19 protein-coding genes are annotated in these 25773 nt (G+C 67.5%); 11 read left to right on the top strand and 8 right to left on the bottom strand.

What is annotated here, in order from left to right; genetic code table 11:
- Nucleotides 1-125 precede the first annotated feature (125 nt).
- From ACWIEX_RS07410 to ACWIEX_RS07390, 5 genes are all read left to right on the top strand, one after another.
- On the top strand, nucleotides 126-2204 hold the full coding sequence (locus ACWIEX_RS07410) for a lytic transglycosylase domain-containing protein (RefSeq protein WP_454032443.1): 2079 nt from the start codon (nucleotides 126-128) through the stop codon (nucleotides 2202-2204).
- A gap of 250 nt (nucleotides 2205-2454) precedes the next feature.
- Nucleotides 2455-3609, top strand: coding sequence for an amidohydrolase (locus tag ACWIEX_RS07405; RefSeq protein ID WP_454032442.1), 1155 nt, complete (start codon nucleotides 2455-2457; stop codon nucleotides 3607-3609).
- On the top strand, nucleotides 3606-4901 hold the full coding sequence (locus ACWIEX_RS07400) for an MFS transporter (RefSeq protein WP_454032441.1): 1296 nt from the start codon (nucleotides 3606-3608) through the stop codon (nucleotides 4899-4901). Before ACWIEX_RS07405 ends, ACWIEX_RS07400 begins: the two co-directional genes overlap by 4 nt.
- Nucleotides 4902-4914: 13 nt before the next feature.
- On the top strand, nucleotides 4915-5340 hold the full coding sequence (locus ACWIEX_RS07395; protein ID WP_454032440.1) for a MarR family winged helix-turn-helix transcriptional regulator: 426 nt from the start codon (nucleotides 4915-4917) through the stop codon (nucleotides 5338-5340).
- Between the two features lie 84 nt (nucleotides 5341-5424).
- Entirely contained in the window at nucleotides 5425-6318 is an 894-nt protein-coding gene (locus ACWIEX_RS07390) for an alpha/beta fold hydrolase (protein WP_454032439.1), read from the top strand.
- A 6-nt stretch (nucleotides 6319-6324) separates the two neighbouring features.
- Here the strand turns inward: ACWIEX_RS07390 and ACWIEX_RS07385 are convergent, their stop codons facing one another.
- From ACWIEX_RS07385 to ACWIEX_RS07360, 6 genes are all read right to left on the bottom strand, one after another.
- On the bottom strand, nucleotides 6325-7056 hold the full coding sequence (locus ACWIEX_RS07385) for a hypothetical protein (protein ID WP_454032438.1): 732 nt from the start codon (nucleotides 7054-7056) through the stop codon (nucleotides 6325-6327).
- Nucleotides 7057-7065: 9 nt separating this feature from the next.
- Nucleotides 7066-9444 (bottom strand): OmpA family protein, encoded by a 2379-nt coding sequence (locus ACWIEX_RS07380; RefSeq protein ID WP_454032437.1) that lies wholly within the window; start codon nucleotides 9442-9444, stop codon nucleotides 7066-7068.
- Nucleotides 9445-9712: 268 nt separating this feature from the next.
- On the bottom strand, nucleotides 9713-11029 hold the full coding sequence (locus ACWIEX_RS07375; RefSeq protein WP_454032436.1) for a porin: 1317 nt from the start codon (nucleotides 11027-11029) through the stop codon (nucleotides 9713-9715).
- A 408-nt stretch (nucleotides 11030-11437) separates the two neighbouring features.
- Complete coding sequence (locus ACWIEX_RS07370) at nucleotides 11438-15757, bottom strand: translocation/assembly module TamB domain-containing protein (protein WP_454032435.1); 4320 nt, start codon at nucleotides 15755-15757, stop codon at nucleotides 11438-11440.
- On the bottom strand, nucleotides 15757-17769 hold the full coding sequence (locus ACWIEX_RS07365; protein ID WP_454032434.1) for an autotransporter assembly complex protein TamA: 2013 nt from the start codon (nucleotides 17767-17769) through the stop codon (nucleotides 15757-15759). The genes ACWIEX_RS07370 and ACWIEX_RS07365 overlap by 1 nt, the downstream gene beginning before the upstream one ends.
- 106 nt (nucleotides 17770-17875) lie before the next feature.
- Nucleotides 17876-18631, bottom strand: a complete 756-nt coding sequence (locus tag ACWIEX_RS07360) for a hypothetical protein (protein WP_454032433.1) — start codon at nucleotides 18629-18631, stop codon at nucleotides 17876-17878.
- Nucleotides 18632-18770: 139 nt separating this feature from the next.
- On the opposite strand from ACWIEX_RS07360, the gene ACWIEX_RS07355 reads away from it, so the two are divergent.
- On the top strand, nucleotides 18771-19292 hold the full coding sequence (locus ACWIEX_RS07355) for a DUF4142 domain-containing protein (protein WP_454032432.1): 522 nt from the start codon (nucleotides 18771-18773) through the stop codon (nucleotides 19290-19292).
- 187 nt (nucleotides 19293-19479) lie between these two features.
- On the opposite strand, the gene ACWIEX_RS07350 is transcribed toward ACWIEX_RS07355, so the two are convergent.
- Both ACWIEX_RS07350 and ACWIEX_RS07345 read right to left on the bottom strand, forming a co-directional pair.
- Nucleotides 19480-20298, bottom strand: a complete 819-nt coding sequence (locus tag ACWIEX_RS07350) for an alkyl sulfatase dimerization domain-containing protein (RefSeq protein ID WP_454032431.1) — start codon at nucleotides 20296-20298, stop codon at nucleotides 19480-19482.
- On the bottom strand, nucleotides 20270-20743 hold the full coding sequence (locus tag ACWIEX_RS07345; protein ID WP_454032430.1) for an MBL fold metallo-hydrolase: 474 nt from the start codon (nucleotides 20741-20743) through the stop codon (nucleotides 20270-20272). Before ACWIEX_RS07345 ends, ACWIEX_RS07350 begins: the two co-directional genes overlap by 29 nt.
- 248 nt (nucleotides 20744-20991) lie before the next feature.
- Between ACWIEX_RS07345 and ACWIEX_RS07340 the strand changes: the two genes are divergently transcribed.
- The 5 genes from ACWIEX_RS07340 (at nucleotide 20992) to ACWIEX_RS07320 (ending at nucleotide 25650) form a co-directional block, all read left to right on the top strand.
- Nucleotides 20992-22128 carry an ABC transporter substrate-binding protein gene (locus tag ACWIEX_RS07340; protein ID WP_454032429.1) on the top strand — a complete coding sequence of 379 codons (1137 nt, stop codon included), beginning with the start codon at nucleotides 20992-20994 and terminating at the stop codon, nucleotides 22126-22128.
- A 150-nt stretch (nucleotides 22129-22278) separates the two neighbouring features.
- The gene (locus ACWIEX_RS07335; protein ID WP_454032428.1) at nucleotides 22279-23157 is read left to right on the top strand and encodes a branched-chain amino acid ABC transporter permease; all 879 of its coding nucleotides are present in this window, start codon (nucleotides 22279-22281) and stop codon (nucleotides 23155-23157) included.
- Nucleotides 23154-24161 carry a branched-chain amino acid ABC transporter permease gene (locus ACWIEX_RS07330; RefSeq protein WP_454032427.1) on the top strand — a complete coding sequence of 336 codons (1008 nt, stop codon included), beginning with the start codon at nucleotides 23154-23156 and terminating at the stop codon, nucleotides 24159-24161. The genes ACWIEX_RS07335 and ACWIEX_RS07330 overlap by 4 nt, the downstream gene beginning before the upstream one ends.
- Nucleotides 24158-24901, top strand: a complete 744-nt coding sequence (locus tag ACWIEX_RS07325; protein WP_454032426.1) for an ABC transporter ATP-binding protein — start codon at nucleotides 24158-24160, stop codon at nucleotides 24899-24901. Before ACWIEX_RS07330 ends, ACWIEX_RS07325 begins: the two co-directional genes overlap by 4 nt.
- A gap of 11 nt (nucleotides 24902-24912) precedes the next feature.
- Nucleotides 24913-25650, top strand: coding sequence for an ABC transporter ATP-binding protein (locus ACWIEX_RS07320; RefSeq protein WP_454032425.1), 738 nt, complete (start codon nucleotides 24913-24915; stop codon nucleotides 25648-25650).
- The last annotated feature ends 123 nt before the right edge of the window (nucleotides 25651-25773 follow it).

Below are 25773 nucleotides of genomic sequence, written 5' to 3'. Positions count from 1 at the left end.
GATCGCCCTAGATCGCCATGCGCCCTGACGGCGCGAGGTGGCGATCTAGTTCTTTGTTCGGCATCGGATTGTTCCGAAAGGTGGGCTCCACTTTTCGATCCGATGCTCCAGCCAGGAGCCGCGCCATGGCCCCGCCTGCCGCCGCGAGGAGACTGATCGGCCTGTTGCTGCCTGCCCTGCTCTCCGCCTCGACGACGCAGGCGGGCGACGACGGCATGCTCGCCAGCCAGCGCAAGCTCGCCATGCTCGGCGATGTCGAGACGACAAGCGCGCTGCCGCCCTACCCCGCCGACGCCTTGCGTGGCGAAAGCCCGATCAATGCGGAGGCCGTAAAGGCGGCTGTGGCCGCCTATCGTCGCAATGCGCTTGCCGAGGGCGACGATCTCGCGGCGCGCATCGACGACCGGTCCGCGCGCTCCCTGCTCGAATGGGTGGCGATCCATGCCAATGCCGGCGCCGTGCCCTTCACGCGGATCGACGCCTTCCTGCGCGATCATCCGAACTATCCGGCCACGACCCGTTTTCGACGCCGCGCCGAGGAGGCGCTGATCGCAGAGAAGAAGAGCCCGGCGATCGTGCGGGCCTTCTTCCATGGCCAGCAGCCCGTCTCGCCATCCGGGCGGATCGCGCTGGCGCTCGCACTCAAGGAGGAAGGCAAGGCGGAAGAGGCCGCCGACCTCATCCGCCAGAGCTGGCGCAAGGATTCGTTCGGGCAGTCGCTCGAAAAGATCGTGCTCAAGGACTTCGAGGCGGCGCTGACCAAGGACGATCATCGCTTGCGCACCGAGCGCTTCCTGTTCCGGGAGAGCGGCCCGGCGGCTTTGCGCAATGCCGCCCGCGTCTCGGCCGATTATGTCGTGCTGGCCAAGGCGCGGCTGGCGAGTGCCAAGGCGCGCCGACCGATCTCCGAGAAGCTGATTTCCGCCGTACCGGCCTCGCTGCGTGGCGATGTCTCCTTCGCCTTCCTGCAGGCGCAACAGGCGCGCCGCGGCGACAAGCTCGACGATGCCGTGAAGGCGCTGACCGCGATCCCGCGCGACCCGGCCCTGCTCGGCGACGGCGACGGCTGGTGGGCAGAGCGGCGCATCATCGCGCGCAAGCTCCTCGATGCCGGCCAGCCGCAGAAGGCCTATGAAGTTTCCTCCGGCCATGGCGCCGAGGACGCGGCCGAGCGGATCGAGGCCGAATGGAGTGCCGGCTTCGTCGCGCTGCGCTTTCTCAAGAAGCCGGATGTCGCGCTAAAGCATTTCGACGCGGCCGCCGGCATCGCCGAAGCGCCGATCTCGGTCGCGCGTGCCGCCTATTGGCAGGGCCGCGCCTATGAGGACCTTGGCAAGGCGGATGAGGCCAAAGCCGCCTATGGCAAGGCCGCGGAACAGCCGATCGCCTATTACGGGCAGCTCGCCCGGGCGAAGCTCGGGCTTCCCGGCCTGCCCTTGCGGCGCACGGCCGCCGCCGGGCTCGAGACCCTGCCGGGGCACCAGGCCGTGCGCCTGCTCTACCGCATCGGCGAGCGCGACCTCGCCACGCTGATGCTGAAAGACCTGGCGCAGCGCCTGCATACCACCGAGGCGCTGGAGGCGATCGCCGCGATTGCCCGGCGCGAGACCGATGCGCGCGCGCTGGTCGGCATCGGCAAGGCGGCCCTGCAACGCGGCTTCCCGCTCGACATGGCGGCCTATCCGGTCAACGGCATCCCGGATTTCGACGTGCTCGGCGATCCGATGGAGCGCGCCATCGTCCATGCCATCGCAAGGCAGGAGAGCACCTTCGACCCGACCGCGATGTCGCATGCCGGCGCGCGCGGGCTGATGCAGATGATGCCGGCGACGGCCCGCGAGACGGCGCGCCGCGCCGGCCTGCCCTTCGACTGGGAGAAACTGGGCCAGGACCCGCTCTATGCGGCGCGGATGGGCGCGGCCCATCTCAACGACCTGCTCAAGGAGTGGCGCGGCTCCTATATCTTGACCTTCGCCGCCTATAATGCCGGCTCGCCCAATGTGAAGAAATGGATCGCCGCCTATGGCGACCCGCGCGATCCGGAGGTCGACGCCGTCGACTGGGTCGAGCGCATCCCCTTCTCCGAGACGCGCAACTACGTCCAGCGGGTGATGGAGAACCTGCAGGTCTATCGCGAGCGCCTGAACCAGCGCACCGCCTATCTGATCGACTACGACCTGAAGCGCGGCGGCAAGCGGGACTGAGGGTGTTCAAACCACCCTTGTCATTCCGGGGCTTCGCATAGCGAAGAACCCGGAACCCACGACTGGGTGAGCCGACGCCGACTGCAAACAAATCTTGAATGTCCCACCCAGTCGTGGGTTCCGGGTTCGCGCCTGCGACGCGCCCCGGAATGACAACCATTGCCGCTCCAAAGGCCCAGCAACGATCTTCCCTGCCGGTTGCAATATTTGAAATTTTCAATTATTTCTGCAGGGCAGCGGAGGAATTTCGATGCTGCAGGACATTGCCGATTTCGCGCCCACGCTTGAGGCCTGGCGCCGCGACCTTCACGCCCATCCCGAAATCGCCTTCCAGGAATTCCGAACCTCGGAGTTCGTCGCCAAGACGCTTGCCTCCTTCGGCATCGAGGTGCATCGCGGGCTCGGCGGCACCGGGCTCGTCGGCGTCATCAAGGGCGCGGCAGAAGGACCGACCATCGGATTGCGCGCCGACATGGATGCGCTGCCGATGGAAGAGGATACCGGGCTCGACTATCGCTCGAATACCAAGAACCAGTTCCATGGCTGCGGCCATGACGGCCATACCGTGATGCTGCTCGCCGCGGCCCGCCATCTCGCCGCCAATCCGCCCAAGCGCGGCAAGGTTCATCTGATCTTCCAGCCCGCCGAGGAAATCGGCCAGGGCGCCGAGCGGATGATCGCCGACGGGCTGTTCGAGCGCTTCCCCTGCTCCGAGGTCTACGCGCTCCACACCATCCCGCTCTATCAGGAAGGCACCGCCGCGGTGCGCCCCGGCCCGACGCTCAGCGGCACGACCGTGTTCGAGATCACGATCAAGGGCAAGGGCGGCCACGGCGCGGCGCCCCATACGACGGACGACCCACTGCAGGTCGCCGCGCGACTCGCAACCGAGATCTCCTCGATCGTCGGCCGCCATGTCGACCCGATGCAGCCGGCCGTGATCAGCCTCGGCAAGCTCGTCGTCGGCACGGCCTCGAACATCATCCCGGACTCGGCCGAACTGAGCGGCACGATCCGCACCTACAACCCGGAAACGGAAGCACGCATCGTCGGCAAGCTCGATGCCGCCTGCCGCGGCTTCGCCCAGATGTCGGGCTGCACGATCACCTGCACCAAGAAGGCGAGTTGCCCGCCCTGCCTCAACGACCCGCGTGCCGCTGCGGCCGCAGCGACTGCAGCAGGGCAGGTTCTCGGCGAGGCCAATGTGCAGACCGATCTCACGCCCCTGCCCTTCTCGGACGATTTCGCGCTGATGCTGCGGCAATGGCCCGGCGCCTATATCTTCCTCGGCCAGCCCGGGGCGATGTGCCACCACCCGACCTTCGATTTCGACGACCGCCTGCTGCCCGTCGGCGCCAGCATCCTGTGCCGCCTCGTCGAGCGCCAGACCGGAGCCAACGCATGACCGCCGCCGCGATCCCGAGCGCCGCGCCGCGCTCCTCCGCCATGGTCCGCCGCGCCGTGATCTCATCGGTGATCGGCAACGGCCTCGAATGGTATGATTTCCTGGTCTATGGGTTCTTCGCCACGGTGATCGCGCAGGTCTTCTTCCCGACCTCCGATCCGCTGGTCTCGGCCCTGCTGACGGCGGCGACCTTCGCGATCTCCTTTCTCGTCCGCCCGGTCGGCGGCGTGCTGCTCTCGACCTATGCCGACCGCTTCGGCCGCAAGCCGATCCTGACGGTGATGATCCTGATCATGGGGTTCTCGACCGTGCTGATCGGGCTGACGCCGGGCTATGCGACGATCGGCATGCTCGCGCCCATCCTCGTGATCCTCGCCCGCATCCTGCAAGGCATCTCGGTCGGCGCCGAATTCGCCTCCGCCACCGCCATGCTGGTGGAATATGCCCCGCCCGGCCGCAAGATGATGTTCGGCAGCTTCCAGATGTGCTCGCAGGCGCTGGCACTCGCGCTCGCCGCCTTCTCCGGCTACGCGCTGGCGACACTGCTGACGCCGGAAGCCCTGCAAGGCTGGGGCTGGCGCATCCCGTTCCTGCTGGGCTCGCTGATCACGCCGCTCGGCTTCTATATCCGCCGCTTCGTCGACGAATCCCCGGAATACGAGAAGGATACGAAGCAGAGCACCGGCCAGACGCCGTTCCGTACCGTGCTGGCCGAGCACCGCAACGCGCTGCTGCGCTGCTTCGGCATCATGATCCCCGGCACGGCCTCGAACTATGTCTGGTTCATCTTCCTGCCGGGCTATGTGATCCGCCAGCTCAAATTGCCCTTCACCAGCGCCATGCTGAGCTCGCTGATCGGCGGCATCCTGCTCTTCATCTTCGTGCCGATCATGGGCCATCTCGCCGATCGCTGGAGCGCCTTCCGCATCTGGCTCCTGGGCATGCTGAGCTTCGCGCTGCTCTCCTATCCGCTGCTCGCCTATGTCGTGGCGCAGCCGAGCTTCGAGCGGCTCCTGACCGCGCAGGCGATCTGCGCGCTTTCGATCGCCGCGATCTGGGCGCCGACGCCGGGCCTACTCGCCGGCATGTTCCCGACGCAGGTGCGCTCGACCGGCATGTCGATCGCATACAATGTCGTGGTGCTGCTGTTCGGCGGGCTCGCGCCCTTCACCCTGACCTGGCTGGTGGCCAAGACAGGCTCGGACATGGTTCCGTCCTATTATCTCCTCGCTTGCACGGCAGTCTCCCTGCTCGCGCTCGGGCTGGCCAGCCGAACGCGCGCGCAGGGCTGAGCAAGGGAGTAAGATGGTCCGCGACTCCTTCCTGACCTTCCGGCTCGACCAGTTGAGCCAGACCGCGATGGCGAAGGCCTCGCAGGTCTACAAGGAGCGGCTCGGCCTCAATATCCGCGAATTGCGGGTGATGCGGGCCATTGGCGACCAACCGGGGCTCTCATCCCGGAGCCTGTCGGAAGCGACCTTCATCGAGCAGACGCTGGTCTCCAAGCATCTGCGCAAGCTGGTCGATGCAGGGCTGGTCCAACGCGAACTGGAAAGCGCCGATGCGCGGCGCGTCGCCCTGCATCTCACAGCGCAGGGCGAAGCAATTCGCGAGGAGGCCGACCAGCTCGGCGAGGAGATGGAGCGCGATTTCCTCTCGGTTCTGACACCGGCGGAACTCGCCCAGTTCAATCACTGTCTTGCCAAGCTGCGCGGCTGGGGCTCCTCCTGAACCGGAGTATCCCGAAAGCCGGCTTTCATGCCCGGCGCGACCATGGTTAGGTGCGCTCCCGCCGCGCCTGCCTTTGAGTCCGCCATGACGTCCGAAACCGGCTTCACCTCCCGCTTCATCAGCGCCAGCGACGGGCTCAAGCTGCATTTTCGCGATTACGGGCCCCTCGCCGCGACCACGCTGCCGGTCATCTGCCTGCCCGGTTTCGCTCGCACCGCTGCCGACTTCCATGAACTGGCGCTCGCCTTGTCGCAGGACGAGGACAAGCCGCGTCGCGTGCTCGCGCTCGACTACCGCGGCCGCGGCCTGTCGGAATACGACAGGGACTGGAAGAACTACGATATCCGCATCGAGCTCGACGATCTCGTCCAGGTGCTCGTCGCAAGCGGGATCGAGCAGGCTATCTTCGTCGGCACCTCGCGCGGCGGTCTCCTGACCATGGCGCTGGCAGCGGCGCGCCCCGCCCTGATCCGCGGCGTCATCTTCAACGATGTCGGCCCGGTGATCGACGCGCGCGGCCTGCTGCGCATCCGCGGCTATGTCGGCAAGCTGCCTGTTCCACGGAGCTTCCAGGAAGGCGCGGAGATCCTGAAACGGCTCTCCGACCAGCAATTCCCGATCCTCGGCGAAGCGGAATGGGAGATGATGGCGCGCCGCACCTGGACGGATCGCGACGGCGCCCTCAGGCCCGATTACGACGTCAAGCTGATGAAGGTGCTGGAAGAGCTCGACCTCGAAGCGCCGCTGCCGGTGCTCTGGACCTATTTCGACGCGCTCAAGACCGTGCCGATGCTGGCGATCCGCGGCGCCAATTCCGATCTCCTGGCGGAGAAGACATTGGAGGAGATGGCGGAGCGCCATCCCGATTGCGAGATCTACACCGCCCCCGGACAGGGCCATGCCCCGCTGCTCGGGACGAAGGACATGATCCGGCGGATCGGCAAGCTGGTCGCGCGGGCCGAGCGGCGCGCCGGCTGATCCGTTTCAGGATTTCGAACGCCCATCCTCGGCGATGTCGGCGACATTGCTCTGCCCCGCCGTGCCGTCATCGCGCGAGCTTTCGACCTCGCCCGCCTTGGCCCGCCTGGCGAACTCGGTCTCCGTTCCCGCCGCCAGGAGCTTCGCCTGGCCGACCCAGTCCTCGCGCTCGATCCGGCCGGGAAAGGCGAGATAGCCGCCAACCCATTCGACGTTCTCGGACGTCCAGCCGGCAATCTGCTCGAAATGCCAGATGCCGAGGCCATGCAGACGGCCCTCGTTCTGCCGGCCGATGCCCTTGATCAGCTTCAGGTCATCGGCCTTGCCGTCGCGGGCCGCAGCGAACCCCGCCGGCCGCTGGCCGGGCAGCTCCGCCTCGTTCTCGACAGGCGGCAGTTGAGTCTTTGGTTTCGCGGGCGAAGAGGCGGCCGCGACCGGCGCGATGTCAGCTTGCGAGGCCCGTCGGGCGGTTGGCTTGCGGAGAAGGCTCGCGCAGACGCAACCCGCCCAGTAGGCCGCCGTGAACAGCAGCGCGGTCTCGACCCAGGTCGCCGGCATGCCGTTCAGGAGCTGGAGCCAAGTGACGGCGGCGCCGGCGATCCAGAACGCGGCCAGCACGCTCCAGGCGCCGCTCCAGAAGCGTGCCTTGCCGCCGTCATGGCTGATCCAGCCGATGGCGAAGCCGAGGCCAAAGGCGGCGACCAGGAACCAGAGGAACTGGCTGGCGAGATAGAGCATGTCGGACTCCTACTTCGCCACGGTGAACTGCACGCGGCGGTTCATCGCTCGTGCTTCCGGCGCCTCATGCGGCACGAGCGGCCGGGTGCTGCCGTAGCCTTTGACGGCAAGCTGGCCCGTCTCGATACCGCGCCGCGCCAGCTCGTCGCGCACGCGCAACGCCCGGCGCAACGACAGATCCATATTGTCGAAGCCGCGCCGCTCGCCATCGCGATTGGCGTGCCCCTCGATCACGACGGGCGAGCCCGGGCACTTCCTGAGAATGGCCGCAGCCTCGCTGATGACGCGCTCGGTCGTGGCATCGAGTTCGACGACCGAGGTCCCCTGGCCGAACAGAACGGTGTTGCTCCTGGTCAGCCCGTCGAGATCGTTCTGGCAGCTTGCCGGCGGATCGACCACGCAACCGGTCTGGCGCAGGCTCACCACCGCATCGGCCTTGTAACCCGGTGGCAGGCCGGTTGCGGCGCTGGTCTCGATCTCGCTCCTGATCAGGTCGCGGCAGGTCAATCCGCGCAGAGTCACGCGGTCGTCAACGATCGAGGCCGAACCGAGATCGAGCCGCAGCAGGTCGGCGAGGACGGTACGGGCAGCCTCGGCAAAGCCGGCCGGAGCGCCCGGAACGAGGGTCGTCGAGTCCTCGAAGCGGTCCTTCAGCGGGGAATCCGCGACCAATGCCCGCAGTGCAGCCTGCGCTGCTCGGTCGGGCAGATATCCGGCGAGCCGCAAACCGGTCCGGTCCGCCGATAGCGACAGGCCGTACGGCCGCACGACGACGCTCTCCGGCATGGCGGCCAATGCCAGGCCGGCGGGAGCATTGCGTGCGAGCAGATCGCGCAGCGCCGCAAGGCTCGCGGCATCCGCAGCCTCGCCGGCAATGGCAAAGGCCTTGTCGCGGATGCTCACCGAGCCGGTCCTGAGCTTCGACAGCGCCTCGAGCGCAAAGGCGGTCGAGGCCCGCAGGTCGAGATCGGAGCGCAAGGCCGGTTCCACAACCATGCGATCCTCGACGGCCGCTTCGCCGAAGAGACCCCGCACCGTGGCGAGCAGGTTCGTGCGTGCCGCCTCGTCCGGCAGCTTCCCGTTCAGGCGCAGGCCGCTGTCACTGCGAACCGCATTCCAGTCCAGCGGCACGGGCGCCACCACAGGGGGCGGCACCAGCCGGGTGCTCGCTGGCGGAGTACTCCCAGGCGGAGTGCCTGCCGGTGGCGGAGGGGCAGAGCCTTGCGGCGTTGCAGGAGCTGGGGCCGGAGCGGACGCAGAGCCCTGCGGCTTGGGCGAAGCGGGCAGCACATCATGCAGGATCAGCCCGGGCACCTCCGGCATCGGCACGACGACCGGCACCGGCAGCGAGGGCATCGGGGGACATTCGATCGCAGCCCGAGCCACCGAATCCGGCCCGTCGAGCTGGGCGATCTGCAGGCGCAAGGCCTGGCAGGCCTCGTAGGTTTCGGGCCCCTTGCCGGTCAGGGCGTAATTCTCACCGTCGATCTCGGCTTTTCCTTGCCGAAGCCGCGCCAGATCGCCGAGCGCGCGCGTCACTTTTACAAGGAAAGCCGAAGGCGCCCCGAGCGCCGGCTTCATCTCGTCGCGAAGAGCGGTCGCGGCGCCGAAGGCCTGCCGCGCCGCCGCGAGCATCTGCTTGCGCGCGTCCTGATCGGGGTAGAAGCCGCGTATCACCAATGCTGCGCCGGCCTCGTGCTCGGCGCTCCAGCGATAGGGGGCCACGGTCGGCGGCTCGATATCGCATTTGACGGAGCGGAAGCCCGGCCGCTCCGCCTGTGCCACCGCCGCTTCGAGGGCCAGGAACGAATCCGAGCTGGCCGCCTTGCCTTCGATACAGAAACGGCCGTCGTCGAGGGCGACGCGGCCCGATGCCAGTTTCGGCAATTCGGCGAGCATCGCCACCGCCATCGCGGCAAAGCCCTCGGGCGCGCCGAAGGCGACGGTCTGGCGATCGTCGATCCGCAGGCCGGGCAAGGCTGCCGATGCCACCGCCATGTTGGCGGCCGCAGTCTCGAGATCAGGCACGAAGCCGCCGAGCGTCACGTTGTCGGACTGGCGGCTGGCGAACCAGGAATAGGGCTTCTGGGCGACGACCTGCGACAGCCCGCCGAGCGTCCGGCGCACGCCGAATTCGCCATGCAGCCGGGCCATCGCCTTGTTCGCGCCGTCCGACGACAGGACCTCGCCGCCGATGGTGACGTCGCGGCCATCGACCTGGGCAACGACCGGGCGGGCACCAGGCGTCGTGCCGGCGACCGCAGCGACGGCCTGCTCGGCACGCAGCCCGACATCGCGCTCGATCGCGGTATCGAGCGCGAAATTGCCGGCTCCCCACAACAGGCCCAAGGGGACCAGGCCCCAGAGCCAACGCGCCGGTTGAGACATGCACAGCCCCCTGCCCCGCGCCGACCCAGGGCCTGGCGCGGTACCCCATGACCGGGATCACCCTCGTTTTCTCAAAGGCTTGTCGAGCGATCCGCAGATATCGATTCAACGGACGCCCGTAGCCGATCCCTGGCGGGACCGTGGCTGGGACGCCTATGCCAGATCAGGCCGGGGGACGGGCTGCCGTCAACAGTGAAGCCGGAACAACCCACATAAAAAAGAAGCCCCGGGTTTCCCCGGGGCTTCCTGACCAGAGATCGGAGACCGATCAGAAGTCGCGCTGGATGCGCAGACGGCCGGTCCAGGCGTCGTCCGACTTCAGCAGGCGGACCGGGAGGCCAGCAGCAGCGAACTTGGCGTCCGGAACGCGAGTGCCGTACTCGGTGCGCGAGTAGAGAACCTCGACACCGATGTCGAGACCGGCGACCGGCATCCACACCAGGTTGGCGCCGAGCATCAGCTCCTTCGGGTCGACCGAGATCGGCGCGCCGAAAGCATTCACGCCGTCGTTCGTCTGGAGAGCAGCGTACGAAGCCAGGAAGTCCGAACGCAGCGACGGGGTCCAGAAGTGACGCAGAGCGGCAACGAGGTTGTAGCCGGTGGTCGACTTGATGTTGCCGAAGGCGTTCACGCCGAAGTTAGCCGGAATGTACCCGAGCAGACGGCCATGGCCGATCGCGCCGGTGCCCGTGAAGCCGAGATACTCGATCGCGCCGTCAGCGTAACCAGCCTGCAGGAACAGGGCGTCGCCAGCAGCCAGCATCGGCAGGTTGAACTTCACGCCGGCCTGGACTGCCCAGCCCATCTCGTCCTTCTTGGCACCGTTGCCGCCGGCGAACGGCGACGAGTAGATGCCACGGTCGCCGATGGCGCCCGACAGCTGAGCCGAGCCCCAGCCCTGATCGACGCGCAGCGAAGCGACGACGTCAGGATAGGTCGTGCCCTGGTAGGCGAGGACCGAAGGACGACGACCCGTGGTCTTAGGATCTTCGAGCGAAACCGTGGCGCTGAAGCCGCCGCCGAAGGTGGCGGTGTAGGCGAGCAGGTTGACCTGGCGGTCCGAGGTACGCAGGACCTGGAAGCCGTAGTCGTTCGCGTAGAACGAGTAGAACGACTGGATCTTACCAGCGGTCAACGGGCCAAGCTGAACGAAGGCGCTGTCGAGGAAGGCAACGTCTTCGTTGACGCCGTTGACACCCGAGAAGCGGTTGGCGCCAGCGTTCGTGCCGCCGTAGCGGTAGGAGCCGGTGCTGGTCGTCAGGTCGTAACGAACGAACGTGCGCAGCGTGCCATAGGCAGTCTGGTTACGAGCGTCGATGTAGATACGGCCGCGAGCGCGGGTGCCGTACGAGTCCTGACCAGCATTCCAACGCTCGCCGAAGGTGTACTCGGCGCGAACACGACCACCGATGCGAAGGCAGGTGTCGGTGCCCGGGATGTAGAAGAAGCCGGCGCCGAAAGCGGAGCAGACACGAACGTATTCGACCGGAGCGGCCTTCCGCGAGGGAAGGTCGGCGGCCTGAGCCCCGGCGACCGCGGCGATGCCGGCGGCGGAACCGAGGAGGAGGCTCTTGACGAGCTTCATTTGGTAACCTCCAAAAGAGTTTCGAGACCCTCGGGCTTCAGCCTGCCCCCCGCCCCAAGCTTTCTAGCCTGATCGCAGAACCTGCCTGTTCCCGGTCTTTCGCCTGCGTCACCGACCTATTTCGGAGGCGAAGGCGAAAAACAGCGACCGGGAACGTCCCGACGCATTCCCACCATACGAAAGCCGCCCCGCCGATCAACCTCGATCCGCCGCCCGAGCCTGTGAATGGGGTGCTTTGGAAACCGGTGTTGCAGGGGAGCCACGCTTTGACCGGCAAAATTCACCAAGCATTAACCCAAACGGCACCGCACAAGAGGTTTTCGGCTTGCCTGGCCGGGGAATCGCATCGCTGAAAGGGGGAATCGGACCGAATCTCTTCGCGCGCCCTTTTCGGGCGACACGGCCGGCTCAGTACTCCCACTCGGCCCCGATTCCGACAGCAGCGCTGCCGTCGGCCCCGGTCTCGGCCTGGAGCTTCAGGCGCTTGGTCAGGTCGATGCCGACCGAGACGCCGCTATCCTCGGGTTTGGAGCCGACCTTCACGCCAACGGAGATATTGTCGCTGATATAGCGCGAGGCTCCCACGGTCGGCCCGCCCTCGCCCATCTGGATGTCGAGATTGTCGACGCCGAGCGATTTGCGCAGCCGCTCGAAGGTATCGCCGCCGCCGCCGCCGGCGAACTGCGCCGCCGCCTGGGCGAGCTGCAGGGCCTGGAACGCCGAGAGCGAACCCGAGGCACGGGCGAAGAGCAGCCGCGACAGCACTTCGTCGGGCGGCAGTTCAGGCTGCGAGGTGAAGGCGAAGACCGGCTGGTCGGCCGGGCCGCTGATGATGATGCGGGCGGTGACGTCGCCGGCGCTGGTCTGGGCGATGAAGTCGAGATCGGGAATCAGCCCGCCGGCGAAGGTCAGCCGGCCGCGGCTGAAATCGAGCCGCTGGGTCAGGACGCTGAGCCGCCCGCGGCGCAGTTCGAAGCCGCCGTCCAATGCAGGCGCGGAGGACGTGCCGCCGACGCGGATCTCGCCGCCCAGCTCGGCATCGATGCCACGGCCGCGGATGAAGACCTTGCTGGGGGCGGAGACCGTCAGGGCGAGCGCCGCATCGAAGGCCGGCGCAGCGCGGCCACGGCGCCCCTTGGCCTTCTGCGCCTTGCGCGCGGCGGCGAGGCGGGCAGCCGCCGCGCCCTTGGCATTGACATGCTTGATGCCGTCGACCGGCCGCAGCGTCGCCGGCAGGCGATCCGGCACGGAGACTTCGAGCGAGGCGATATCGATCCGGCCGCCGAGGCGCGGGCGCTGCGCCAGCGGGCCGGCGATTTCGAGGTTCAGCCCTGCCACGGCGGTGACCAGTCCGCTCGATACGAGCTGGGCGCGATCGCCGCGAATCCGGATGTTGCCGGGGAAGCCGGCGGCCGGATCGACCTTGACCTGGCCGCTGGCGGAGATCGTGCCGCCGTTCGGCGTCCGGGCGGAGGCGCGCTCGATCGTCAGGTTGTCGCCGTTGGCGGCGACCCGCGCCTCGATGGCGTTGAAGCGGATGCCTTGCAGGGCGTCGGTGAAGCTGCCGCCCGAAAGGGTCGCGTTGCCGCTGAGGCGGGGGGCGGAAGCGGTTCCGCCGGCGCGCATGTCGAGGGCGACCGCGCCCGTGACGCGCTGGCCGCCTGCGGCCAGCATGGTGTTGGCGAGTGCGGCGTCGACCCGACCCTGGGCGGTGAGGTCGAGCGGGCCGGTGGCGTTGAGCGGGGCAGTGCCGCGCAATGTCAGGCTGGCGCCCTTGCCGGCATTGATGGTGGCAGAGATGCCGGCGGCGTCGCCCTTGAGCGCGCCCTCGCCCTGGATCTCGACCGGCGGCAGACCGGCTTGCCGGGTTTCAGGGGTGACGAGCTGCGCGATCCTGAGCTTCCACGGGCCCGAGAGGTCGCCCGGGCTGCCCTTGATCTGCGCCTCGGCATTCAACGTACCGCCGAGCTTCAGGCTCGGCACCGCGATGCTTGCGGCGGACAGTGGCACGTCGCGGGCGGCGAAGCGCAGATCGAGCGTCTCGCCGGCGCGACCGTCGAGCGTCACTCGCCCCTTGTCGATCCGCAGGGCGAGATCGGTGATCTCGATGCCGGAGGCCGGGAAGCTGAACGCAGCGGGATTGGCGAGTGTGATCGCGCGGCCATCGCGGCGCGCGTCGAAAGAGGCGAGCTCCAGCTTCAGGGGCTCGCCCGGAACAAGCCGCCCGGCGCCCTTCAAGGCAAAGCCACGGGCATTGGCGCTGAGCGTGAAGGCGCTGGCCTCGGGCGCCCCCTTCGAATCGAAGCGGATGCCGCTGATCGCCTCGCCAGCCGCGACGGCGCGGTCGATGGAGATCGCTGCGTCGAGCATCGGGCGACCGTAGATATCCTTCGCATTGGCGCGGGCGTCGAGCTTGTCGACGGTCAGTGAGGGGCCGACGAGACGCGAACCGCGGGCGGTCAGGTCGATGTCCTGCCGACCTTCCGGCGTCGCCAGCACGATATCGGCATCGAGCTGCCCGCCGAGCTTGGTCAGCGCCAGGGCGGAGAGATCGTCGAGATTGCGCGCCGCAAGCGTCAGGCGACCGGCGGCACGGCTCGCCGGATCGAGCGTCAGGCCGCCATTCAGCCGGACCGAGCCGAGGGCGAAATCGAGCGTCGAGAGGTTCCAGCCATCATCGGGCTGGCGGGCGAGGCGCAGCGAGCCGGTCGCCGGCTTGGAATCAACCTCGCCGGAGAGGGTGACGCTGGCGTCGAGCGCACCTTGCAGATCCTTGGCCACGGCATCGATGGTCAGGCGCGGGATCGGCCGGGCGAGCGCGGTGGCATTGGCGACGGCGATGCGGGCGGTGGCATCGAGCCTGTTCTGCGGGCCGGTGATCTGGGCGGTGACGTCGCCGCGGCCGGAGAGGCGCGGATCGGCGCGCTTGAGATCGGGCAGGTTCAGCGCGAGCTTCAGGTCGGATTGCTGCTGGCCGATCGAGCCGTCGGCGGTGAAGGCGGCATGCTGGCCGGCGACGCGCAGGCCCGTCACCGTATAGTCGCCGGCGAGCGCGTTCACGCGGCCAGCGAGGGTCAGATTGCCCGCGAGCAGCCGGTCGAGCGCGGCCTCGCCGGTCGCGAGGCGCTCGGCCTTGCCGGCGAGCGTCGCGGTGTAGTTGTTCGTGCGCGGAGTCGCGTCGAGATCGGCGGTGATATCCGCCCTGCCCCCGAGCGGACGTCCGGCCAGCCCGCTCAACCGGGCGAGATCGGGCAGCACCGCCTTGAGCTGGCCGAGCATGCGCGCCTGGCCGAGCTTGCCCTTGTAGTCCAGCTCGACGCCGGAGAGAGCGAGGCGCAGCATCTCGAAATCGGCCGTGCCGTCATCCTGTCCGGTGCCGCGCAAGGTGAAGGTGACCTTGTCGCCGACCGCGCGCATCAGCGCCTTGTCGGCCAGCACGATCCCGCTGGCCTGGCCATCGGAGGTCAGCGCAATACGCGTGCCGGGCTCGCCGATGGTGCCGGTCGGCGTCGCGTTGAAGGTGAGCGCGACCTTGCCGAACTGGCCGGCCGGCAGCTTCGCATCATTGGCGTCGAGCTTCGCGACGACGGTCGGCCCGGCCACCGGGCCGCGGATCGTAGCATCGAAGGCGAGCTTGCCGATCTCGGTGCCCGCCGTGACCGTGCGCCCACCCTCGTTGGGGCGCGAAGCCGCAGTCACCCGCAGATCGAGCGTCTTGTCGGGATTGTAACGGCCCAGCACGTCGAGACGGGCCAAGGCCGAGACCAGCGCGAGATTGCGGATATCGATGCCGCTATCGTCGCGGAAGCCGACGGAACCATCGAGCCGGGTCGAGCCGGCGAAGACCGGCGCGACCGGCGCCGGCATCAGCCCCTCGATGCGGGCATCGAGCGCCAGCGCGAGCTGGCGTTCGGTTCCGGCGCGGGTCAGCGTGGCCGAACCATTGGCGCCGATGGTTGGGCCTGCTGTGAAGACGAGGCTGGAGCGGAAGGAATCGAGAGGACCATCGCCCGTGAGGTCGAGCTTCACCGGAGGCTCGCCCGGCAGGCCGGCAACCTTCGCGATCAGGCCGCCCGCCGGCTCGTCGAGCTTGGCGGCGAGCTGCAGGCGCGTGCTTTCCGGCACGAAGGACATGGTGACGTCGAAGAGTCCGCCCATGTCGAGCCGCTTCGCCTCGAGCTTGAGGTCGAGCCCCTCATTGGGCGGTCCCAGCCGCGCTGCGCCACTGGTGCTCAGGCGGGCGGCGACGCCAAGCACCGGCTCGCCCAGTGCGAGTTCGTTGAGCTGGAGCGCCCGGATGATCACCTTGAGCGGCAATTCGGGCAGGATCGGCTCGTTGCTCGGCGGCGCCGCGCCGGCCGGCTGCGGCGCCGGCTTGCGCAAGATTTCGAGCTTGCCGATCTCCAGCCGGTCGACATCGAGCCGGCGCAGCAAGAGCGCGCTTCGGGTCCAGATCAGCCGGACGCGGTCGAGGCGCAGCCAGACGCCGTCGCGATCCGACAGCACGATGTCGCGGATTTCGACATCCGAGGAGAGCGCGCCGTTGACCTCGCCGATCGAGACCTGGCTGGTGCTGCTCGACAGGGCCTTGGAGATCAGGTCGGCGATGACGCCGCGATCGGTCTGGGCGTTCTGGGCGAAGCCGCCGAAATGCGCGGAGAAGAGGAAGCCCGCCGTCAGCAGCAGGGCCAGGAGAGCGAGACGCGGAAGGGTCAGGAGCCGGCGCATCAGAAAGCCTGCCCGATGCTGACATAGAGCGCGACCGGCTTGTCGCCCTTGCGCGGGTTGAGCGGCGCGGCGATGTCGACCCGGATCGGCCCGATGCCGGTATAGTAGCGGAAGCCCAGGCCAGCGGCCATCTGCAGCTTCTGCTTGCCGTCCGGCAGGCTCGATTCGAAGGCGGTGCCGGCATCGAAGAAGGGCACGATGCCGATCGTGTCGGTGACCTTGATGCGGGCCTCGACCGAGGCTTCCAGCAGGCTGCGGCCGCCGGTGATCTGCCTGAAGGGCCCAAGCGGCGACAGGCTGCGATAGGCATAGCCGCGCACCGAGCCGCCGCCGCCGGCATAGAAGCGCCGCGTCGCCGGGATCTCGTCGAGGCTGGCGCCGGAGACCGAGCCGAAGCCGATACGGCCGGCGAGGATGTAGCGCTTGTCCTCGTCGAGCGCATAATAGCCGGAGACCGTCGCCTTGGTCTGGTAAATGCCGACCGTCGAGCCGAGGAAGGTCGGATAGGGCGTGAAGGAGGCCGTGGCGCGGAAACCGCGGGTCGGATCGAGCAGATTGTCGGTGGAATCGTATTTCACCGAGAGCGGGATGCCGACCAGCGTGTAATCGACCTGCCCCAGCACATCGCTGGTCTGGCCGCGCTCAACCTCGATGCCGGCCTGGACCGAGAAGGTGTCGCTGAAGCGGTGGCGGATCGCCGTGGTGACATTCGCGTAGCGGGCGGTGTAGCCGCCATAGCGGTTGAGGCCGACGCGCTCGCGCGTCGCGACGCCGTCGAGCAGCCAGTCGTTGCGGCTGCCGCCCAAGGCCGGCTTCATGAAGCTGAAGGCGAAGCGGGCGCCGAGATCGGATTCCTTGAAATCGCCGAAGCGCTGGATCTTGGTGCCGTCGATGCGCGGCGCGAAGAAGACGCTGGCCTCGAGCCGCAGGCGCTCCGCGCCGCCGAACAGGTTGCGGTGCTCCCAATAGGTCTTCACCGCCGGGCCGTCGATCGTCGAATAGCGGGCCGAGAAGCCGAGCAGGCGCTTGGGCCGCTCGGTCACCTCGACGAAGATCGGCAGGTTGCCGGCGCCGTCGAGCTTGTCATCCTCGCGGATGCGGACCGAGCCGACGGCAGGGATCGTCGCGATCGAGCGGCGGGTATCGGCCAGCGCCTTCGGCGAATAGGGATCGCCCGGCTCGAGATAGATGAAGGAGCGCACGACCTCGGGCGGAATCTCGTCGGTCTGGCCGATTGTGATGTCGCCGAAACCGGCGAGCGGGCCGGGCGCGAGGACATAGGTCACGTCCATGATGCCGGCGGCGTGGTCGACGACCGGGCGGAGCTCGACGACCTTGGCAAGCGGTCGCGACTGCGCCCGCATATAGTCGACCAGCGCGGCCTGCGCCGCCCGCAGCGTCGCAGCGGTGGCCGGATCGCCTTCCTTCAGCTTGGAGACCTTGAGCGGATTGGCGATCGCCGGAGGCCCGTCCTCGTCCTGCTCGACGACATCGATCTTGCGTAAGCCGAAGACTTTGCCGGGACGGGCCTTGATCGTGATCGGCACGGCGTCGCGGTTGCGATGCGCCTCCAGCGCCCGCACCAGCGTGGCGTTCGGCTCGGCCCCGACCTTGAGCGGGACGCCGTCGACGATCAACGTCACATCGGCGTTGAAATAGCCCTGCGACCAGAGCGCATCAAGCATCGGGTTGAGGTCGGTCGCCATCCGGCGCGACAGGCTCTCGCCATCGGGCGGGGCGTCCTGGCGCAGGCGGTAGAGCAGCGAGGCGTCCTGCAGCGAGCGCGTCAGGGCCTTGGCGTCGTCGGCCTCGCCGAGATCGAATTCGAGCTTGTAGGGCAAGGCAGACGGGCTCGGCGCCGGCGGCTCGTCCTTCTTGGTGAAGAGGCCGAACACGTCGAGCGACGAGAGATCAAAAGCCCGGGCAGGTTCAGCCTGCAGGCCCAGCAGTGTGGCAAATGCACAGCTGCCGCTCAGCGCGACCGCATGCCCTGCCCTACGCCAAAACCGCATCCACCCTCCACGCAACCCCCCGCCACACTCAAAAACATGCCCATGCCCGCCGCCATCATAGGGAGCGAGCCCATATGCGCAATGCTCAAGGACTCGACCGTTCCTGCTAACGAAGGGTTAAGGTCACCGTGGCGAGCGGCGAAAGCCGGGTCACGACCTCGCCCTTGCCGGGCGATAGAACGCCGCCGCAGAGGCTGCCCGTGGTCACGATCTGGCCGGCCTTCAGGCCGCCGAGATTGTCGCTCTGGCGGTTCGCCCAGGCGAGGAAGGGCGCCATCGGATCACCGTTGCCGTGCACCGCCGGCTGGTCATAGATCGTCACGCCGTTGAGCGAGATGAAGCAGCCGAGGCCGGTCAGGTCATCGAGCGTGGCGATGTCGAGCTCCGGGCCGACGAGATAGCCGCCATGGCCCATCGCATCGGCGAGCCAGAGCGGGAAAGCCACGTTGCCGGCCCAGTTGGCAAGGCGGCTCTCGACGATCTCGATGCCGAGATAGGCCTTGTCGCAGCAGGCGAGCAACTCGGCGCGCGACCAGGGCTGGCCCGGGCGGAAGGGCACATCGCGGGCAAGCCGGAGCGCGATCTCGATCTCGATGCGCAGCTCCGCGCCGATCGCGCCGTCATAGACCTCGCCGGGCGCGAGCCAGGGTCCGGGCATCAGGCCGGCGACCGCCGTGCCATCCTCGGCGATGCCGACCTTCCAGCCGGCCTCGGGCAGGCCCAGCGCCTTGCCGACCGCCGCCTGTGCAATGAGGCCCTCGGACAGGGTCGCCGGCACCGGCAGGCTCGCGATCTCGGCCAGCGAGCGCTCGCGGCGGGCCTTCACCAGCGCATCGCGCACGGTCTCGACGGTAGTCGGCATGGGAATTCCTCTGCATCCGGACGGGCAAGCGCGTCACGTCCTGCTATCGCAGCCGGCCGTGCGCGACAAGACGAGGCGATGCACCGGTGGCCGGCTCAAGTGCCATGGAACCTCCGGGCGGCTTTCCGGTTCCCCGACCATGACCCAGATAATCCCTCGTACCCGGCGCGCGCTTTTGCAGGGGTTCGCCGGCCTCGTTCTGCTCGGCTCCGCCGCCACAGCGCAGTCAGCCGTTCCGGCCGCGGAGTTCGTGCGCCAGACCGCCATCGCACAGATGTTCGGCATGGAATCGGCGACATTGGCGCTGCACAAGAGCAGTTCACCCGCGATCAAGGATTTCGCGCACGCTCTCGCCAGCGAACAGGGGGCGGTGACGAGCGGCCTGCGCCGCATCATCGCCAAGCGTTCGGACATCGCCCTGCCCGACCGCCCGGACGGGCGCCATCTCGACCTCCTGCGCGACCTCAACGACAAGCAGGGCCCCGCCTTCGACAGGGCCTATGTCGAAGCCCAGCGCAGCACCCATCGCGAAGCCACGCTGATGATGGAGCGCTACGCCAACGAAGGGGACGACGCCGAGCTGAAAAGCTTCGCAGCGCAGTCGCTGCCGGTGTTCCGTGAACTCGACCGCAAATCGCGGGAATTGTCGGTCGTTCCGTAGGGTCTCTGGCGACCCACACGCCAGGGGCTTCGCACAACCCTTGTCATTCCGGGGCGCGCCGCAGGCGTGAACCCGGAACCCACGACCGGGTGAGACATTCCATGCCGGTTGCCCAGCGGCTCACCCAACCGTGGGTTCCGGGCTCTTCGCTATCGCGAAGCCCCGGAATGACAAAGGTGGAGCGTTGTCACCCCTTCGAGCGCCCTTCCGCCTCGCGCTCGTAGACGGCAAGGAAGGCCTTCCCCATCAGCGAGGATTCGCTGTCGATCAGCTTGCGCAATGTCGCGGCGCGGATCGTCTGGAGCTGCAGATCCTCCGGTGCGGCCGCGGCCGCGAGTTCCGCCAGGGTCACAGCGAGCCGGCTCTGCCCCTCCCCTGCCAGAGCCTCGGCACGCTCGGCCAGCTTGCGGGCGCCACCGGCGAGATCGGCAAGTTCGGCAGCCAGTTCCGCGGTGCGGGCGGGCTTCAGATGGGCGGCGTTACCATCGAACCAGCCGGCGTTGAGATGATAGATGCTGCGGATGAGGAATTCGGGATCGTCGTATTTCGGCAGCAGATAGGGCTTGACGAGATAGCTCTGGGGAACCTTGACCTTGTTCAAGACATCTTCGAGCGTCGCTCCCGCATTCATCAGCGCCAGCGTCTCCCGGACGAGATGCTCCAGCGCCTCGGCCCCGTCGCACAGCATCCGCGCCACCCGCTCCCGCCCGAAGACGACAGGGCCATGGCCGGGGATCAGCGTTTCCGGCTTGAGCGCCTCCATCCGCCGGAGCGCCTGCGCCCATTCTGCGGCGTAACGCTGGACCTTGCGGGGATTGCCGGCATTGGGGAACACCCAGATCACGAAATCGCCGCTCGCCAGCACGCGCCGCTCCGGCAGCCAGACGAAGGTCGCGTCATCCGTTTCGCCGCGGCCATGGAAGAGTTCGAGCTTCTCCCCGCCGATCGAAAGCGACAGGGTGTCGTCATAGACCTCGTCAGGGCGGCTGGCCGACCGGATAGACATAGCCGGGCATGTTGAACTGCTGGCCCTGCACGATGCTGTTGAAGCCGTGCGAGTCGACATAGCGCTGCATGCGCCGTGCGACGTTGCGATGGGCGACGATACGCGGACGCGGCCATCCTCGCGCATCCGCCTCTTTATCGATCACCTCGATGCCGCTGGTATGGTCGATATGACCATGCGTGAAGATCACGGTATGGATCGGGTCATCGTCCCAGGAGCGGATGATTTCGAGCGTCTGCCGGGCGGTGTCCGGCTTGGCCGTGTCGATCAGGACGAGGCCTTCGTTCGTGCGGATCGCCGTCACGCTGCCGCAGAAATAGGTCGTGTGAACGGTGATGATATTGTCGTCCACCTGCGTGATCGCACCATGCGAGACTGCGGCGGTCCATTCCTCCATCGCGGCGCTGCCGTCCCAGAGGCGTTCGAACAACGGGTCCTGTTTCATGCGGGGTCCTCCGGCAAGGCTCCCCCTGTCTAGCACCATCGGCCCGTCGCGGCAGGTCGATCCGGGCGCATGCTGACAGCCCGCGTCAGCGGCCGTTCCAGCGCCATCCCCGGCAATGCGAAAGCCTCGGCGCCACCCGGCCTTCACGCCTCTGGACATCATGCCTCAAAGCCGCGCAAAAAGCCGACGGGCGCCCGCGGCTATCCAAGATCGCGTGCGACAAGAATCGCCCGGGAGGAAACAGGAACATGAAATCGCTTTGGGTCATGGCCGCCGCGCTCGGCGCCACCCTCAGCCTGCCCGTGCAGGCGCAGGACAAGGTCAAGCTGGTCGACGTCATCGAATTGTCGGGCGCGGGTGCCGCCGCCGGCACCAACTGGAAGAACGGCGCCGACATGGCCGCCGCCGACATCAACGCCAAGGGCGGCATCCTCGGCAAGCAAGTCGAGATCGTCCATTACGACACGCAGACCAATCCGGGGAACACCCGTGCCGCCGTGCAGCGCGGCATCGACGAAGGCGCCTATGCCATCCTCGGCCCGATCTTCTCCGGCCCGATCGGCGCCTCCATGCAGATCTCTCAGCGTGCCGAGATCGCCCAGATCGTCGGCGGCGAGGCGGCCGGCTTCACCCGGCAGGGCAATCCCTACATCTTCCGCACCTCGATCAGCCAGGCGGCGGCGATGCCGAAGATCGCCAAGTACCTGAAGGAGACCGTCAAGGCCGGCTCGATCGCCGTCGTCTGGGTCAATAACGATTTCGGCAAGGGCGGACGCGACACCATCCTGCCGGAGCTGGAGAAGGCCGGCATCAAGGTCGCCGTCGACGTCTCGACCGAGCAGGGCCAGGCCGATTTCACCGCCGATGCGATCAAGGTGAAGAACGCCAATGCCGATGCCGTCTTCGTCTACCTGAACGAAGAGGAGAGCGCCCGCTTCCTGCGCGCCGCCAAGCAGCAGGGCATCGCCAAGCCGATGATCGGCGAGACCACCCTGCTCGGCGCCAAGGTGCTGGAGCTCGCGGGCGACGCCGCCAACGGCGTAAAAGGCCATGTCGGCCTCTCGACCGACGCGCCGATCCCGGCCCTGCAGGAATTCGGCAAGCGCTATCGCGAGAAGTACGGCTTCTCCTCCGACCATAACGGCGTGAAGGGCTACATGGCCGTGTTCATGGTGAAATGGGCGACCGAGAAGCAGAAGAAGCTCGACCCGAAGGGGATGGCCGCCACGCTGCGCGGCGCGACCATCAAGGCGAGCGAGGAGCCGGGCATCCTGATCGACACCGTGATCGAGCAGAACGGCGATCTCGACCGCGAGAGCTTCCTCGCCGAAGTCGTCAACGGCAAGCAGGTGATCAACACCACCCTGCCGCGGATCAAGCCGTAAGGCTCACCCCCACCACGACGTCATCCCGGACGTAGCGAAGCGGCGATCCGGGATCCATGCCTGAACCTTCCTCGGAAGCGCTCCGGAATGGATCCCGGGTCTCCCTTCGATCGCCCGGGATGACGTGAGGTTGAGCACAAAGCGGAAGCCATGGCCGAATTCATCGCCTATCTCATCGCCGGCATCGCCACGGGCGCGATCTACGCGCTTGCCGCGATCGGCTTCACGCTGGTCTGGCAGACCTCGCAGACGATCAATTTCGCCCAGGGCGAGTTCGTCATGCTGCCGGCCGTGCTGATCCTGCTCGCGGTCAAGCTCTTCGGCCTGCCGCTCTGGGCCGGCGGATTGCTCGGCATCGCGATCTTCCTGCTGATCTTCGGCGCCGGCTTCAAGCTCGTCGTCGTCGATCCGATGATCAAGCATGGCGTGCTGCCGCTCGCCATCGCCACCATGGCGCTCTCGATCGTGATGAAGGAAGGCGCCAAGGACGGCTTCTCGGCGGAGGCGCAGAGCTTCCCCTCGCTGGTGCCGACCGACATGATCGATCTGTTCGGCGCGACGATCTCGCTGCAGCACCTCGCGATCATCGTCGTCGCCTTCGCGGCGATCGGCCTGCTGCAATGGTTCGTCGGCGGCACGAAGCTCGGCCGGCAGATGCAGGCGACGGCGCAGAATCCGACCGTCGCGCGCATCCTCGGCATTCCCGTCGAGCGGATGGTGCTGCTCACCTTCCTGCTCAATGCCGCGCTGGCGGTCGTCGCCTCGCTTCTGATCTCGCCGATCTATCTGGCGAAGTTCTCGAACGGCGAGACCATCGGCCTCTTCGCCTTCATCGCCGCCATCGTCGGCGGCTTCAACCAGATACGCGGCGCGCTCGTCGGCGGCCTGCTGATCGGCGTCGCGGATTCGCTCGCCGCGGCTTATGTCTCCTCGCAATACCGGCTTGCCGTGCCGCTGGTGCTGCTCGTCGCGATCATCCTGATCAAGCCGGAAGGGCTGATGGGCCGCAAGGAGGAGCGCCGCGTATGAGTGCCCCTGCCCTGCAAACCCCTGCCGAAGTCCCGCGCCGGCCGGTCCGCCGGATCGATGCCGCTCTGATCGCGCTTATCGTCGGCGCCGTCATCCTCTGGTTCGCGCCGGTCGGGATGGGCCGCTACGGCACCTATGTGCTCTCGCTCTGGCTCGTCATGAGCATCGGCGTGATGGGGCTCAACCTCACTCTCGGCTATGCCGGCCAGACCTCGCTGGCGCAGGCGGCCTTCATGGGGCTCGGCGCCTATGCAACCGCGATCCTGACGACGAAATTCGGGGTGAGTTGGTATGCCGCCTTCGGGTTTTCGGGCCTGCTCACTTTCACTGTGGGCCTCCTGCTCGGCTTTCCGGCACTGCGGGTGCGCCACCATTACCTCGCCTTCGTCACGCTCGCCTTCTCGACGCTGATCTGGCTGGGCTTGCGCAACGAGCAATGGCTGACCGGCGGTGTCTACGGCATCTCCAATATCAACCGGCCCGATTTCCTGGGCATCAAGCTGTTCGGCGCACTGGAATTCCACCGCTTCGTCGTCGTCGTCACGCTGATCCTGTCGCTGGGGCTGTGGTGGCTGGTCCGCTCGCCCTGGGGCCGGGCCTTCACGGCCCTGCGCGAAAACCCGGTCCGGGCCGCGAGCCTCGGCATCGACACCCGCGCCTACACCTTGCTCGCCTTCGCGATCGGCTCGGCCTATGGCGGCTTTGCCGGCTCGCTCTACGCGCCGCTGGTCGAGTTCATCGACCCCTCGCCGTTCTCGCTGTCGCAGAGCCTGTTCTTGCTGCTGATGGTGGTCGCGGGCGGTGCCGGTTATCTGTTCGGGCCCTTCGTCGGCGCACTGCTCGGCGTCGTGCTGCCGGAATGGCTGCGCTTCGCCGGCTCGCTCTACCTGATCATCTTCGCCGCGATCGTGCTGGCTCTGCTGGTCATCTGCCCGCAAGGCGTCAGCGGCCTGATCGAGCGCGGCTGGAACGCGATAAGGCGCAAGACCGGAGGCGCGCGATGAGCCCGGTCCTCGAAGTCCACGACCTGCACAAGGCCTTCGGCGGCATCAAGGCCGTGAACGGCGTCTCCTTCTCCGTGAAGGAGGGCGAGATCCTCGGCATCATCGGGCCGAACGGTTGCGGCAAGTCGACCCTGTTCAACTGCATTCTCGGCCAGCTCGAACCGACGCAAGGGGCGGTGAAGCTCGACGGCCGCGATGTCACCAACATGCGGCCTTCCGCTCTCAACCGGCTCGGCGTCAGCCGCACTTTCCAGCTCCTGCAGGTCTTCCCGGAACTCTCGGTGCGCGAGAACCTGATCCTCGCCGGCCAAGAGCATCAGGGCTCGATGCTCGGTCGGTTGTTCGGTGCGCGCGATGCCGGCCTGTCGGAGAAGGCCGAGCAGATGATCGGCTTCTTCAAGCTCGGCCATCTCGCTGACGCCAAGGCGGGGGGCTTGTCCTATGGCCAGCAGAAGCTGCTCGACGCGGCGATGGCCTTCATGGCGGGCCCGCGCCTCGTGCTGCTCGACGAGCCGGCTGGCGGCGTCAACCTGACCATGCTCGGCGACCTGAAGGAGCGCCTGCGCGCGATCAATGCCGAGCAGGGCGCGACCTTCGTCGTGATCGAGCACAACATGGATTTCGTGATGTCGCTCTGCACGCGCGTCATCGTGCTGGCCGAGGGCAAGGTGTTGGCCGAGGGCACGCCGGCCGAGGTCCGCGCCAACCCGGCCGTGATCGAAGCCTATCTGGGACACTGAGGAGCGCGGCGATGAGCACACCGATCCTCGAACTCGACGGCGTGGTCGGCGGCTACGGCGCCATGACCATCCTGAACGGCACCTCCTTCGCGGTGAAACGCGGCGCGATCACCACTGTCATCGGGCCGAACGGCGCCGGCAAGTCGACGGTGTTCAAGGCGATCTTCGGCCTGCTCAAGCTGCGCGAGGGCCGCATCCGCTTCGATGGGCGCGACATCACCGGCTGGAACCAGCGGAAGCTCCTCGAAGCCGGCATCTGCTACGTCCCACAGGGGCGCAACATCTTCCCGGAGCTTTCAGTGCGCCACAATATCGAGCTCGGCACGGTCGCGGCCGGCTCCGGGATTACCGACATGCCCCGGCGGCTGGAGGCCGCGCTCGACCGCTTCCCGGCGCTGCGCGCCAAGGCCGACCAGCAGGCCTCGACGCTCTCCGGCGGTGAGCAGAAGCAGCTCGAGATCGTGCGTGGCCTGTTGCTCGATCCCCAACTCGTGCTGATCGACGAGCCCTCGATCGGCCTGTCGCCCCTGATGGTGCAGGAGACCTTCGGCATCCTGAAGGACCTTCGTGCCAAAGGCGTCTCGATCCTGATGGTCGAGCAGAACGCCCGCTCGGCGCTGGAGATTTCCGACGAAGGGCTGGTGCTCGAACTCGGCCGCACGCGCATGCAGGGGCCGGCAGCGGAAATCCTCGCCGATCCGCGCATCGGGCAGCTCTTCCTCGGCGGCACGCTGACCGACGCGGCCTGAGCGACAGTCGCTCACCCTCCCCGTCATTGCGAGCGCAGCGAAGCAATCCAGGGGGACTGGGTAAGACGTCTCACCAAGTCCTCCTGGATTGCTTCGTCGCTTCGCTCCTCGCAATGACGGGAT

The organism is Allobosea sp. NPDC055353 (genome assembly GCF_053644975.1).
The sequence above is the reverse complement of the archived record's forward strand: the minus strand, read 5'-3'. Positions and strand labels throughout refer to the sequence as shown.

Bases quoted from the DNA above. Each gene is read 5' to 3' on its own strand.
- ACWIEX_RS07410 (WP_454032443.1), top strand. From the start codon at position 126: ATGGCCCCGCCTGCCGCCGCGAGGAGACTGATCGGCCTGTTGCTGCCT.
- ACWIEX_RS07405 (WP_454032442.1), top strand. From the start codon at position 2,455: ATGCTGCAGGACATTGCCGATTTCGCGCCCACGCTTGAGGCCTGGCGC.
- ACWIEX_RS07400 (WP_454032441.1), top strand. From the start codon at position 3,606: ATGACCGCCGCCGCGATCCCGAGCGCCGCGCCGCGCTCCTCCGCCATG.
- ACWIEX_RS07395 (WP_454032440.1), top strand. From the start codon at position 4,915: ATGGTCCGCGACTCCTTCCTGACCTTCCGGCTCGACCAGTTGAGCCAG.
- ACWIEX_RS07390 (WP_454032439.1), top strand. From the start codon at position 5,425: ATGACGTCCGAAACCGGCTTCACCTCCCGCTTCATCAGCGCCAGCGAC.
- ACWIEX_RS07385 (WP_454032438.1), bottom strand. From the start codon at position 7,056: ATGCTCTATCTCGCCAGCCAGTTCCTCTGGTTCCTGGTCGCCGCCTTT.
- ACWIEX_RS07380 (WP_454032437.1), bottom strand. From the start codon at position 9,444: ATGTCTCAACCGGCGCGTTGGCTCTGGGGCCTGGTCCCCTTGGGCCTG.
- ACWIEX_RS07375 (WP_454032436.1), bottom strand. From the start codon at position 11,029: ATGAAGCTCGTCAAGAGCCTCCTCCTCGGTTCCGCCGCCGGCATCGCC.
- ACWIEX_RS07370 (WP_454032435.1), bottom strand. From the start codon at position 15,757: ATGCGCCGGCTCCTGACCCTTCCGCGTCTCGCTCTCCTGGCCCTGCTG.
- ACWIEX_RS07365 (WP_454032434.1), bottom strand. From the start codon at position 17,769: ATGCGGTTTTGGCGTAGGGCAGGGCATGCGGTCGCGCTGAGCGGCAGC.
- ACWIEX_RS07360 (WP_454032433.1), bottom strand. From the start codon at position 18,631: ATGCCGACTACCGTCGAGACCGTGCGCGATGCGCTGGTGAAGGCCCGC.
- ACWIEX_RS07355 (WP_454032432.1), top strand. From the start codon at position 18,771: ATGACCCAGATAATCCCTCGTACCCGGCGCGCGCTTTTGCAGGGGTTC.
- ACWIEX_RS07350 (WP_454032431.1), bottom strand. From the start codon at position 20,298: ATGTCTATCCGGTCGGCCAGCCGCCCTGACGAGGTCTATGACGACACC.
- ACWIEX_RS07345 (WP_454032430.1), bottom strand. From the start codon at position 20,743: ATGAAACAGGACCCGTTGTTCGAACGCCTCTGGGACGGCAGCGCCGCG.
- ACWIEX_RS07340 (WP_454032429.1), top strand. From the start codon at position 20,992: ATGAAATCGCTTTGGGTCATGGCCGCCGCGCTCGGCGCCACCCTCAGC.
- ACWIEX_RS07335 (WP_454032428.1), top strand. From the start codon at position 22,279: ATGGCCGAATTCATCGCCTATCTCATCGCCGGCATCGCCACGGGCGCG.
- ACWIEX_RS07330 (WP_454032427.1), top strand. From the start codon at position 23,154: ATGAGTGCCCCTGCCCTGCAAACCCCTGCCGAAGTCCCGCGCCGGCCG.
- ACWIEX_RS07325 (WP_454032426.1), top strand. From the start codon at position 24,158: ATGAGCCCGGTCCTCGAAGTCCACGACCTGCACAAGGCCTTCGGCGGC.
- ACWIEX_RS07320 (WP_454032425.1), top strand. From the start codon at position 24,913: ATGAGCACACCGATCCTCGAACTCGACGGCGTGGTCGGCGGCTACGGC.